Consider the following 11,446-nt stretch of genomic DNA (forward strand, 5'->3'; position numbering starts at 1 on the left):
CGCCGGGGCTCAGCCCAGCAGACGGGCCATGACCTCCTGATAGGCCTCCTCCTCGCCGCCCAGGTCCCGGCGGAACAGGTCCTTGTCCAGGTGGGCGCCGGTGGTGGCGTCCCAGAAGCGGCAGGTGTCGGGGCTGATCTCGTCCGCCAGCACGATGGTCCCGTCCGCCAGGCGGCCGAACTCCAGCTTGAAGTCGATGAGGCGGATGTTAAAGCCCAGCAGGTACTCGCTGAGGATGCGGTTCACCTTGAAGGCGTAGTCGCTGATGGTGTCGATCTCCTCCTGGGTGGCGAGGCCCAGGGCCAGGGCGTGATAGTGGTTGATGAGGGGATCGTGCAGGTCGTCGTTCTTATAGCTGAACTCCAGGGTGGGGCACTTGAGCACGGTGCCCTCGGGCACGCCCAGCCGCTTGGTGAAGCTGCCGGCGGCCACGTTGCGCACGATGACCTCCAGCGGCACGATCTGAACCTTCTTCACCAGGGTCTCCCGGTCGCTGAGTTCCTGCACAAAGTGGGTGGGCACGCCCTTTTCCGCCAGCATCTTCATCAGGTTGTTGGTCAGGCGGTTGTTCACCACGCCCTTGCCCCGGATGGTGCCCTTCTTGGCGCCGTCGCCGGCGGTGGCGTCGTCCTTGTAGTCCACGATCACCAGGTTGGGGTCGTCGGTGGCGAACACTTTCTTGGCTTTGCCCTCGTACAGCTGCTCCATCTTTTTCATCGTCAAAACGCTCCTTTTATATTGTAAAGTTGTGGCTGCGATTTTTACAGTTCCGCCAGCTGGGCCTGCAGCGCCTCTTCCTTGCGGGCGATCTGGGCGGCCATGGCCTTGCGGTCGGCGGCCAGCACGGCGGCCAGCCGCTCGTCGGTGACCGCCAGAATCTGAGCGGCCAGCACCGCGGCGTTCTTGGCGCCGTTCAGCGCCACGGTGGCCACGGGGATGCCGCTGGGCATCTGCACGGTGGCCAGCAACGCGTCCAGCCCGTCGGCGGCGCCCCCCTTCAGGGGGATGCCCACCACCGGCAGGGTGGTGTTGCCCGCCACGGCTCCCGCCAGATGGGCGGCCATGCCCGCCGCGCAGAGGATGACGCCGAAGCCCTTCTCCCGAGCGGACTTGGAAAACTCCGCCGCCTCGGCGGGGGTGCGGTGGGCACTGAGGATGTGGGCCTCGAAGGGGATGCCCAGCCGTTTCAGCTCGGCGCAGGCGGCTTTCACCACCGGCCAGTCGCTGTCGCTGCCCATCAAAACGGCCACTTTTTTCGTCTGTGTCACCTTTGTTCGACCTCCTGTTTTGAAAAAAAGAAAAGGCGTGGTGCACACTTACACCACTGCCTTTGTGTCACTTGGATAAAGAGGTGCTCTTTCCCCGCTGCCCCGCAGCGCGGCGCTCTGCCCCGCCGTGGGAACCGGGACGCCCGAACGCACAATGCCCCATTGCCGTGCACCTCCGCCAAAAAAATCCTGCCCACCGCCGCTGGGCGCGGCGCGCGGGCGAACCTTCTACCCTTTCAGTTTAAAGGGTGCGGCGGCAAAATGCAACCCGTTTCGCACCCCGCGAAAGGATTTTCAGAACAATTGCTTTGCCCGCCCGCCTTTGTCCTGTGATTTTTGGCACGATTACCAACAAAGGGGCCGGTAGTCATACTTTGGCGGGGGCGGTGACGGCGGCGTAGCGCCCGCCGGTGACCGCCAGCAGGTCGGCGGGGGCCAGTTCCACCTGGGCCCCGATGCGCCCGGCGCTGACCATGATGGTCTCCTTATCCTCCGCGGAGGTATCCACCACCGTGACAAAGGGCTTTTTCATCCCCACCGGGCTGCAGCCGCCCCGCACATAGCCGGTGGTCTTGAGCAGGTCCGCCACATGGAGCATGGCCACGCTCTTCTCCCCCACCGCCCGGGCGGCGGCCTTCAGGTCCAGCTCCTCCGCCACCGGGATGACGAACACATAAAAGGCACGGCTGGCGCCTTGGGTCACCAGCGTCTTGAACACCCGCGCCGGGTCCTGCCCCACCTTTTTGGCCACGGCCAGGCCGTCGATGGCCCCGTCGGAATGGTCGTACTCGTGGAATTGATAGGCCACCTTCGCTTTGTCCAGCATCCGCATGGCGTTGGTCTTGGGTTGTGCCATCTTCCCCGTCCCCTTTTCATCGCCCGGGGTGTCCGGGCGTTTTTCTTTTATTGTAACACGCCGCGCAAGAGCCTTCTTCTTGACAATCGGCCGCCGGCGTGCTATGCTTTGCACAATCTTTTTAAAACGCGAGGTTCGCCATGCACGTTCTGTTTACCGCCAGCTATTATTACGGCTTTTACTTTATGATGGGTAAAGGCCTTGTTTGCTGCGGTCATCCGGGGATGTGAGGGCGCCGGGCGCGTCGAGTCGCACCAAAAGCCGGGAAACCTGCGGCAGCAGGCTTCCCGGTTTTTATTTTGAAACAAGGGGGAGACTGAGATGATCATCATTTTAAAGCAGAACGCCGATCAGGCGGCGGTGGAGGAACTGTGCCGGGAACTGGAAGGCCGGGGCCTTTCCATCCACGAGAGCCAGGGCGCCGAGACACACATTCTGGGCCTGGTGGGCGACACCAAGTCCATCGCCGAGAGCTGGGTGCGGGCCAACCCGGTGGTGGAGGACGTGCGCCGGGTGAGCGAGCCCTACAAGAAGGCCAACCGCAAGTTCCACCCGGCGGACACGGTGGTGGATGTGAGCGGCGTGCCGGTGGGCGGCGGCCACTTCGCGGTGATCGCCGGGCCCTGCAGCGTGGAGAGCGAAAGCCAGATCGAGACGGTGGCCGCCGCGGTGCAGGCCGCGGGGGCAAAGCTTTTGCGGGGCGGCGCCTTCAAGCCCCGCACCTCCCCCTACTCCTTCCAGGGGATGCGGGCGGAGGGGCTGGAGCTGCTGCGCCACGCCCGCAGCCGCACCGGCATGCCCATCGTCACCGAGATCATGAACACCGAGCACCTGCCCCTCTTTGCCGACGTGGACCTCATCCAGGTGGGGGCGCGGAACATGCAGAACTTTGAACTGCTCAAGGCGGTGGGCCGCAGCGGCCGGCCGGTGCTCTTGAAGCGGGGGCTTTCCGCCACGCTGGAGGAACTGGTGATGAGCGCCGAGTACATCATGGCCGAGGGCAACGACCAGGTGATCCTGTGCGAGCGGGGCATCCGCACCTTCGAGCCCAGCATGCGCAACACGCTGGACATCAGCGCCGTGCCCATGCTGAAAAAGATGACCCACCTGCCGGTGGTGATCGACCCCAGCCACGCGGCGGGCATCGCCTGGATGGTGGAGCCGCTGGCGGCGGCGGCGGTGGCCGCCGGGGCGGACGGGCTGATGATCGAGGTGCACAACGACCCGGCTCACGCCCTGTGCGACGGCGCCCAGAGCCTGACCCCCGACCAGTTCGCGGCCCTGATGGAAAAGCTGCGCCCGCTGGTGCGCCTGGTGGGAAAAACGCTGGACTGAGCCGTCACGCCTTGCAACGGCGCCGCGGATGCGCTAAAATAAAATGATAGACCGTTCCGCCCGCCGGGCGGGGCAGACAAACGGGGAGGGTTTTAAAAATGGATCTGCATCTCAACAGCATCTGCGTACAGGGCGGCTACACGCCGGGAAACGGCGAGCCCCGCCAGGTGCCCATCATCCAGAGCACCACCTTTAAATACGCCACCAGCGAGGACATGGGCAAACTGTTCGACCTGGAGGCCAGCGGCTACTTCTACAGCCGGCTGCAGAACCCCACCTGCGACACGGTGGCCGCCAAGATCTGCGCGCTGGAGGGCGGCAGTGCCGCCATGCTCACCAGTTCCGGCCAGGCGGCCAGCTTCTACTCGGTGTTCAACATTGCCGGCTGCGGCGACCATGTGGTGAGCAGCAGCACCATCTACGGCGGCACCTACAACCTCTTCGCCGTGACCATGAAGCGGATGGGCATCGAGTTCACCTTCGTAGACCCGGACTGCACCGAGGAGGAACTGAACGCCGCCTTCCGGCCCAACACCAAGGCGGTGTTCGGCGAGACCATCGCCAACCCGGCCCTGACGGTGCTGGACATTGAAAAGTTCGCCAAGGCGGCCCACGCCCACGGCGTGCCCCTCATCATCGACAACACCTTCGCCACCCCGGTGAACTGCCGGCCCTTCGAGTGGGGTGCGGACATCGTGACCCACTCCACCACCAAGTACATGGACGGCCACGGCGCGGCGGTGGGCGGCTGCATCGTGGACAGCGGCCGCTTCGACTGGACCAGGTACCCCGACAAGTTCCCCGGCCTTTGCACCCCCGACGAGAGCTATCACGGGGTGGTGTACACCGAGCGGTTCGGCCTGGCCGGGGCCTACATCACCAAGGCCACCGCCCAGCTGATGCGGGACTTCGGCAGCATCCAGAGCCCCCAGAACGCCTTTTTGCTGAACCTGGGTCTTGAGAGCCTGCATGTGCGGATGAAGCGCCACTGCGAGAACGGGCAGGCGGTGGCGGAGTTCCTGCACGACCACCCGAAGATCGCCTGGGTGAACTACTGCGGCCTGCCCGACGACAAGCACTACGCCCTGGCGCAGAAGTACCTGCCCCACGGCGGCTGCGGCGTGGTGAGCTTCGGCGTGAAGGGCGGGCGCAAGGCCGCCGAGACCTTCATGAAGCACCTGAAGCTGGCGGCCATCGAGACCCATGTGGCGGACGCCCGCACCTGCTGCCTGCATCCGGCCAGCGCCACCCACCGCCAGATGAACGACGAGGAGCTGGCCGCCGCCGGGGTGAGCCCGGATCTGGTGCGCTTCAGCTGCGGTCTCGAGGACAGCCGCGACCTCATCGCCGACATCGCGCAGGCCCTGGACCAGGTGTGAGCATCCCACTGTGAAAGGAGGGCGGCTTTGTGCCCCTCATCATCCCCAAAACGCTGCCCGCCTACGGGGTGCTGGGCAGCGAGAACGTGTTCGTCATGCACAAGCGCCGGGCCCGCACCCAGCACATCCGCCCACTGCGGATCGTGGCGCTGAACCTGATGCCCACCAAGATCGCCACCGAGACCCAGCTGGCGCGCCTGTTGGCCAACAGCCCGCTGCAGGTGCAGCTGACGCTGCTGCACACCGCCAGCCACACCGCCAGCCATGTGCCCGGCGGCCATATGGAAGCCTTCTACAAGACCTTTGACGAGATCCAAAGCGAGCGCTTCGACGGCATGATCATCACCGGCGCGCCGGTGGAGCAGATGCCCTTTGAGGAAGTGGATTACTGGCCGGAGCTGTGCCGCATCATGGACTTCACCCGCACCAATGTCTACTCCACCCTCCACGTCTGCTGGGGGGCCCAGGCGGGGCTTTACCACCACTTTGGCATCGAAAAGCGCCCCCTGCCCGAAAAGATGTTCGGCATCTTCCCCCACCGGGTCGTGCGGCCCTCGAACCCCCTGGTGCGGGGCTTCGACGAGGAGTTCTGGGCCCCTCACTCCCGCCACACCGGCGTGGATGAGGACCAGGTGCGTGCCTGCGGCGCGCTGCGGGTGCTGGCCGAGAGCGACGAGGCGGGCATCTACCTGATGAGCACCGACAGCGGCCGGCAGATCTTTGTCACCGGCCACCCGGAGTACGAGCGGCTCACCCTGGACGCGGAATACCGGCGGGATGTGGCCAAGGGCCTGCCCATCCAGCCGCCCAGGCACTACTATCCCGACGACGACCCGGCCCGGGAACCGGTCTACCGCTGGCGGGCCCACGCCTTTTTGCTTTACACCAACTGGCTGAACTATTATGTGTACCAGAACACCCCCTACGACCTGGAGGATCTGGACACCCTGTAAACCCATCCTGCAAACCGGCGGGGGCGGGGGCCTTCGCCCCCGCCCCCTGCCTGCGTTCCGCGGGCGGTCAAAAACGAGAAAGGAGTTCTTTTTCATGCGCATCCTGGTGGTGGAGGACACCAAAGATATGAACCGGCTGATCGTCAAGGCGCTCACCAAGGCGGGCTACAGCGTGGACGGCTGCTACGACGGCGAAGAGGCGCTGGACTATCTGGCCGGGGCGGAGTACGACGGCATCGTGCTGGACGTGATGATGCCCAAGATGGACGGCCACCAGCTGCTGGCAAAGCTGCGGGCGGCGGGCAGCGACATCCCGGTGCTGTTCCTCACCGCGCGGGACGCGGTGGCCGACCGGGTGGCAGGGCTGGACCTCGGGGCGGACGACTATCTGGTAAAGCCCTTCGCCTTTGAGGAGCTGCTGGCCCGCATCCGGGCCATGACCCGCAAGCACGCGGGCAGCCACACCGACATCCTCACCGTGGCCGACCTGGTGCTGGACACCCGGGGCCACACCGCCGCCCGGGCGGGGCGGGAGATCCAGCTGCTGCCCAAGGAGTACGCCATTCTGGAGCATCTGATGCGCAACCAGGGCACGGTGCTCAGCCGGGAGCAGCTGGAGGATCGGATCTGGAACTACGAAAAGGCCGGCAGTTCCAACAACATCGACGGCTATATGAGCCGCCTGCGCAAGAAGATCGACGCCGACGTGCCCGAAGACGAGCGCCTTCTGCACACCGTGCGGGGCGCCGGCTGGGTGCTGCGGGCGCCGAAGAAAGGGGGCGCGGCATGAGACCCTCCTCCATCAAGACGAGGATCACCTTGTGGATCACCCTGCTGGTGGTGGCGCTGTTTGTGGTGATGCTGCTCTTCGCCCGGGCGGTGAGCAGCTCGGTGGTGCAGCGCACCACCCGGGAGCAGCTGGTGAACGCCGTGCGGGCCAATGCCGCTTATGTGAAGCTGGAGGGCGGCAAACTGACCACCGAGACGGGATTCTCCTTTTCCCACGGCGGCGTGACGAGCCTTGTGTACAGCAAGGCCGAGGCGCTGCTGGCGGGGCAGCTGCCGGTGGGCTTCTCCGCCACGGTGCCCTTTGAGAACGGCATGGTGCGCACGGTGGACGCCGACGGCGTGGATTACTATCTGCTGGATCTGTGGATCCCCAGCGGCTGGGAGGACGGCGTGTGGCTGCGAGGCCTGGAGGAGGTGCCGGACAGCGGCGCCACCACCCGCAACCTGCTCACGGTGGCGGCGGTGGCCCTGCCCCTCTTTGTGCTGGCGGGGGCGCTGGGCAGCTTCTGGATCGTGCGCCGCTCGCTGCGGGGGCTGGACATCATCAACGAGGCCGCCGCCTCCATCGACGAGGGGCGGGACCTCTCCCGCCGCATCGGCCCGGTGCCCGGCGGCCGGGAGCTGACCACCCTGGCGGAAAACTTCGACGGCCTTTTGGAGCGGCTGCAACACAGCTTTGAGGCCGAGTGCCGCTTTACCGCCGACGCCTCCCACGAACTGCGCACCCCGGTGTCCATCATCAAGAGCGCCTGCGAGTACGCCGAGGCCTACGACGAGACCGACGCCGAGCGCCGGGAGACCCTGGACATGATCCACCGCCAGGCCAACAAGATGACGGCGCTGATCGGGCAGCTGCTGGCCCTCACCCGGCTGGACCAGGGCACCGAACAGCTGTCCGCCGAGCCGCTGGACCTGGGGCAGCTGGCCCGGCAGACCCTGCAGGAACAGAACTACGACCCCGCCCGCCTGCGCCTGGCGCTGGCCCAGGGCATCACGGTACGGGGGGACGCGGCGCTGCTGGGGCGGCTGCTGGCGAACCTTGTGGACAACGCCCTCAAGTACGGCCCGGCCGAGGGGGTCGTGTCGGTGGGGGTGGCCGCCGGCAGCGGCGAGGCCCTGCTCTCGGTGCGGGACGAGGGGCCGGGCATCCCCGTCGACCAGCAGCAGCGCATCTGGCAGCGCTTTTACCAGCTGGACGCCGCCCGCGGCGACGCCCAGGAAGGTGTGGGGCTGGGTCTCTCGCTGGTGCAGCGCATCGCCCAGCTCCACGGCGGCCGCATGACGCTGGACAGCACCGAGGGGGTGGGCAGCACCTTCACCCTGCACCTGCCCCTGGCATGAACACCCAAACGCCGCTCTCCCCGCCGGGAGGGCGGCGTTTTCAAAGGTCCCGCCGGGGGCGGCAGGGCCCTCCCTTCGCCTTCGAAAGGGGGAGAAGGCCGCTCACGACCGCCTCAAAAAAATTTTTGAGAATGATTCCCAAATTTCATGTTCGTTTCATGTTGGGGGCCTATACTGGCATCAGAACAAAACAGGAAGGAGATCACCCTGATGAAAAAATTTCTTTTAACTGCCCTGGCCGCCCTGGCCATCGCTCTTTTGACCGCCTGCTCCGGCAATGGCCAGCTCAGCTACATCGGAGATGAGGCCGCCCGCACCGCGGCCCTCTCCGGCGCCGGCCTCTCCGCCGACAGCGTCACCTTCACCGGCACCAAGCTGACCAACCGGGACGGCGTGGAATATTACCTCGTTTCCTTCACCTCCGGCGCGAACCAGTACCAGAGCCAGGTGGACGCCCTCTCCGGCGTGGTCATCCAGACCGAGACCCAGCCCCTGAGCCAGAGCGCCGCCACCGCCGCCTCCGGGGCGACCATCACCGCCGAGGACGCCAAGGCCAAGGCCCTGGCCCACGCCGGCCTGACCGCCGACGCGGTGACCTTCGTCACTGCCCAGCTGGACCGGGACGACGGCCGCCTGGTCTATGACGTGGAGTTCTACACCGCCGACTACAAGGAATACGACTACGAGATCGACGCCGCCACCGGCGATGTGCTGAGTTTTGACTTTGACGCCGACCACTACGCTCCCGCCGCCAACCAGCCCCCCGCCGCCAGCGCCTCCATCACCGCCGAGGACGCCAAGGCCAAGGCCCTGGCCCATGCGGGTCTCTCCGCCGACGCGGTCACCTTCGTCACCGCCCAGCTGGACCGGGAAAACGGCCGCCTGGTGTATGACGTGGAGTTCTACACCGCCGACTATAAAGAATACGACTACGAGATCGACGCCACCACCGGCGAGGTGGTGAGCTACGACTACGACGCCGAGCATTACGCCCATACCACCACCCCCGCCGCTCCCGCCCAGACGCCCGCCCCCGCGGCCGCTGCCACTCCTGCGCCTGCGGCCCAGACGCCCGCCCCCGCGGCCCAGGCTCCCGCCCAGGCTGCCACCGGCGCCACCATCTCCGCCGAGGACGCCAAGGCCAAGGCCCTGGCCCACGCCGGCCTCGACGCCGGCAGCGTGACCTTTGTGAAGGCCCGGCTGGACTGGGACGACGGCCGCCAGGTGTATGAAGTGGAGTTCTACACCGCCGACTACAAGGAATACGACTACGAGATCGACGCGGCCACCGGCGCGGTGGTGAGCTACGACTACGACGCCGAGGGCTACGCCCCGCCGGCCGCCACCTCCGGCACCATCTCCGCCGACGACGCCAAAGCCATCGCCCTGGCCCAAGTGCCCGGCGCCTCCGCCTCCGACATCTGGGAGTTCGAGACCGACCGGGACGACGGCCGCATCCAGTACGAGGGCAAGATCGTCTACGGCGGCATGGAGTACGAGTTCGAGATCGACGGCTACAGCGGCGCCATCCGCAACTGGGAAGTGGAGCCCGCCCATCACTGAGCGGTTTTCCCCAAAGACAACAAAGCGCCGGGGCGGCAATGCCGCCCCGGCGCTTTCTGTTGTTTCGTGGTCGTGTGCTCAGTTTTCGTCCAGCAGCAGCTGGTCCACCTTGCCGATCATCACGTCCTGCTTGATGTAATTCAGGCCGTAAGTGTCCACATAGGTCTGGTAGTTGTCACCCAGCATCTCCTGCAGCTCCTCCTCGGTGACGGTCATACCCTCCTGCTCGGCGATGGCCTGGCGGATCAGGCTGAATTTGGCCGCCTCGGGCAGCTGCTCCTCCAGCATGGCCAGATACTCGTCCTCGCTGCCGTAGCCGGAGAGCATCATCAGGGTGTCCACCGACACGCCGTAGCTGGCCGCCTGGTTGTTCACCGACGCCAGCTGAGCCTCCCGCATGTTGTTGGCGATGGCCTCGGGCACCTCGGTGATCTGGGCGTTCTCCGCCAGATAATCCAGCATGTAGTTGTACTTCTTCGAGTTGCGGATGGCGGTGGCGATGCCCTCCTCCGCCTCGGCGGCGGTGGTCCAGCCGTAGGTGGCCTGCAGGTTCTCCGCCACAAAGGCGTCGTCCATCTCGGGGTAGATCAGTTCGTCGCCCTGGATGTAGTTGATGGTGGTGGTGAACACCGCATCCTTGCCGGCCAGCACCACGGTGTTGCCGTCGGCGTCGGTGGAGTCGCTGTAATCCTCGGGGAAGGTGACGTTCACGTCAAAGGTCTCGCCCGGCTTGTGGCCGATCAGCTGCTCCAGGAAATCGTCGATGTATCTGGTCACGCCGATGGTCACGGTGGTGCCGGCGCCATTCGTGTTGCCGCCGGTGAACTCCACGCCGTCCACGCTGCCCACATAGTCGATGTTCACGGTGTCGCCGTCCTCCACCGCCCGGTCGGTGATCTGATTATAAGAGGCCCACTGGCTCAAAAGGCTCTCCCGGTTGCTCTGCAGCTCCTCCTCGGTGGGCTCGATCTCCTCGGCGGGGATCTCCACCCCCTTGTACTGGGGCAGGGTGACGTAGTCCAGCGCGCGGATGTCCTTCCAGAAGCCGTTCTCGTCGATGTATTTGCTGAAGTCGATCTCCACCGTCTCGGGCACATCCTCGGAAGCGGACGCGCTGGAACCGGACGTGGAGGCGGAGCCGGACGTGCCGCTGGTGGAACCGCAGCCCGCCAGCGCGGCGATCATGGCAAGCGCCAGGGCGGCGGCGCCCAGGCGGATCATCTTGTTCTTCAAGGTGGTATTCCCTCCTGTAATATGGCGGCCCGCAGGGCCGCGCAGTGTCGGCTTTTATTATAGCACGCAAAGTCAAACCGTCGAGGCCTTTGGGTCAAAAATTCACAATTCTGTTTCCTATTTAATACTATTTGTAAATTGCGTTATCTATTATACATGTTTTTGTTTGGCTTGCGCCCGGGAATACGCTATAATACAATGGAAGTCGGTTCTTTGTGGCCCGCGCAGTGCGCGCCGGAGGTGTGATATCGTGATCGACAGGAGCAAAAGGTACTGGACGGGCGATTCGCCCGCGGACATTGAGGAATGGCTGCGGCTGTATGTTCCGGAAGAAACGCTGGACATCAAGCCGGTGGTGTGCCACGGCTGCGGCGGCGATGTGTTCCGCCTGCGGGTGGACCAGGACGAGGGGGTCATCCAAGTGGTGTGCACCGCCTGCGGCGCCAAAAAAATTTTACTGGACGGCGAGGACTATTGGGCGGACGCGCGGCCCCGGCTGCGCAGATGCCCGGTGTGCAAAAGCTGCAGGGACTACAACGTGGACGTGGGCTTTGCCCGCCGGAAAAACGGCAGCGTGAAGTGGGTGTACATCGGCAACCGCTGCACCGGCTGCGGCACGCTGGGCTCTTATCTGGACTGGAAGGTGGACTATGAGCCCACCGACGGGATGGAGCGCAATATTTGATGTAAAAAACCGGCCCGCCGGGCCGCGGAGAAAAGAAAGAGGGG

General features: G+C 65.3%; 11 protein-coding genes. 7 read left to right on the top strand and 4 right to left on the bottom strand.

The window, feature by feature from the left end; translation table 11 throughout:
* Positions 1 to 9: 9 nt before the first annotated feature.
* From purC to ybaK, 3 genes are all read right to left on the bottom strand, one after another.
* The gene (gene purC, locus ACH2A7_RS05395) at positions 10 to 717 is read right to left on the bottom strand and encodes a phosphoribosylaminoimidazolesuccinocarboxamide synthase (RefSeq protein ID WP_394960654.1); all 708 of its coding nucleotides are present in this window, start codon (positions 715 to 717) and stop codon (positions 10 to 12) included.
* A gap of 44 nt (positions 718 to 761) precedes the next feature.
* Positions 762 to 1,268 carry a 5-(carboxyamino)imidazole ribonucleotide mutase gene (gene purE / locus ACH2A7_RS05400; RefSeq protein ID WP_394960655.1) on the bottom strand — a complete coding sequence of 169 codons (507 nt, stop codon included), beginning with the start codon at positions 1,266 to 1,268 and terminating at the stop codon, positions 762 to 764.
* 367 nt (positions 1,269 to 1,635) lie between these two features.
* Complete coding sequence (ybaK, locus tag ACH2A7_RS05405) at positions 1,636 to 2,124, bottom strand: Cys-tRNA(Pro) deacylase (RefSeq protein ID WP_394960656.1); 489 nt, start codon at positions 2,122 to 2,124, stop codon at positions 1,636 to 1,638.
* A gap of 321 nt (positions 2,125 to 2,445) precedes the next feature.
* Between ybaK and aroF the strand changes: the two genes are divergently transcribed.
* From aroF to ACH2A7_RS05435, 6 genes are all read left to right on the top strand, one after another.
* Positions 2,446 to 3,459 carry a 3-deoxy-7-phosphoheptulonate synthase gene (aroF, locus tag ACH2A7_RS05410; RefSeq protein ID WP_394960657.1) on the top strand — a complete coding sequence of 338 codons (1,014 nt, stop codon included), beginning with the start codon at positions 2,446 to 2,448 and terminating at the stop codon, positions 3,457 to 3,459.
* Positions 3,460 to 3,557: 98 nt separating this feature from the next.
* A complete protein-coding gene (locus ACH2A7_RS05415) occupies positions 3,558 to 4,838 on the top strand; it encodes an O-acetylhomoserine aminocarboxypropyltransferase/cysteine synthase family protein (RefSeq protein ID WP_394960658.1) in 1,281 nt (426 codons plus the stop codon).
* Positions 4,839 to 4,867: 29 nt separating this feature from the next.
* On the top strand, positions 4,868 to 5,791 hold the full coding sequence (gene metA, locus ACH2A7_RS05420) for a homoserine O-succinyltransferase (protein WP_394960659.1): 924 nt from the start codon (positions 4,868 to 4,870) through the stop codon (positions 5,789 to 5,791).
* Between the two features lie 94 nt (positions 5,792 to 5,885).
* Positions 5,886 to 6,581 (top strand): response regulator transcription factor, encoded by a 696-nt coding sequence (locus tag ACH2A7_RS05425; RefSeq protein WP_394960660.1) that lies wholly within the window; start codon positions 5,886 to 5,888, stop codon positions 6,579 to 6,581.
* Positions 6,578 to 7,921, top strand: coding sequence for an ATP-binding protein (locus ACH2A7_RS05430; RefSeq protein WP_394960661.1), 1,344 nt, complete (start codon positions 6,578 to 6,580; stop codon positions 7,919 to 7,921). The genes ACH2A7_RS05425 and ACH2A7_RS05430 overlap by 4 nt, the downstream gene beginning before the upstream one ends.
* A gap of 210 nt (positions 7,922 to 8,131) precedes the next feature.
* Positions 8,132 to 9,484 (top strand): PepSY domain-containing protein, encoded by a 1,353-nt coding sequence (locus tag ACH2A7_RS05435; protein WP_394960662.1) that lies wholly within the window; start codon positions 8,132 to 8,134, stop codon positions 9,482 to 9,484.
* A 78-nt stretch (positions 9,485 to 9,562) separates the two neighbouring features.
* On the opposite strand, the gene ACH2A7_RS05440 is transcribed toward ACH2A7_RS05435, so the two are convergent.
* Positions 9,563 to 10,717 (bottom strand): FKBP-type peptidyl-prolyl cis-trans isomerase, encoded by a 1,155-nt coding sequence (locus ACH2A7_RS05440; protein WP_394960663.1) that lies wholly within the window; start codon positions 10,715 to 10,717, stop codon positions 9,563 to 9,565.
* A gap of 250 nt (positions 10,718 to 10,967) precedes the next feature.
* On the opposite strand from ACH2A7_RS05440, the gene ACH2A7_RS05445 reads away from it, so the two are divergent.
* Positions 10,968 to 11,402, top strand: coding sequence for a hypothetical protein (locus tag ACH2A7_RS05445; protein WP_394960664.1), 435 nt, complete (start codon positions 10,968 to 10,970; stop codon positions 11,400 to 11,402).
* Positions 11,403 to 11,446: the final 44 nt, after the last annotated feature.

This window comes from Candidatus Allofournierella merdavium, assembly GCF_944382735.1.
In the GTDB taxonomy this organism is placed as follows: domain Bacteria; phylum Bacillota; class Clostridia; order Oscillospirales; family Ruminococcaceae; genus Allofournierella_A; species Allofournierella_A merdavium.

What these genes read in the sequence shown, in the direction of transcription:
- purC (WP_394960654.1), bottom strand. Translation starts at nt 717, where the DNA reads ATGAAAAAGATGGAGCAGCTGTACGAGGGCAAAGCCAAGAAAGTGTTC.
- ybaK (WP_394960656.1), bottom strand. Translation starts at nt 2,124, where the DNA reads ATGGCACAACCCAAGACCAACGCCATGCGGATGCTGGACAAAGCGAAG.
- aroF (WP_394960657.1), top strand. Translation starts at nt 2,446, where the DNA reads ATGATCATCATTTTAAAGCAGAACGCCGATCAGGCGGCGGTGGAGGAA.
- ACH2A7_RS05415 (WP_394960658.1), top strand. Translation starts at nt 3,558, where the DNA reads ATGGATCTGCATCTCAACAGCATCTGCGTACAGGGCGGCTACACGCCG.
- ACH2A7_RS05425 (WP_394960660.1), top strand. Translation starts at nt 5,886, where the DNA reads ATGCGCATCCTGGTGGTGGAGGACACCAAAGATATGAACCGGCTGATC.
- ACH2A7_RS05430 (WP_394960661.1), top strand. Translation starts at nt 6,578, where the DNA reads ATGAGACCCTCCTCCATCAAGACGAGGATCACCTTGTGGATCACCCTG.
- ACH2A7_RS05435 (WP_394960662.1), top strand. Translation starts at nt 8,132, where the DNA reads ATGAAAAAATTTCTTTTAACTGCCCTGGCCGCCCTGGCCATCGCTCTT.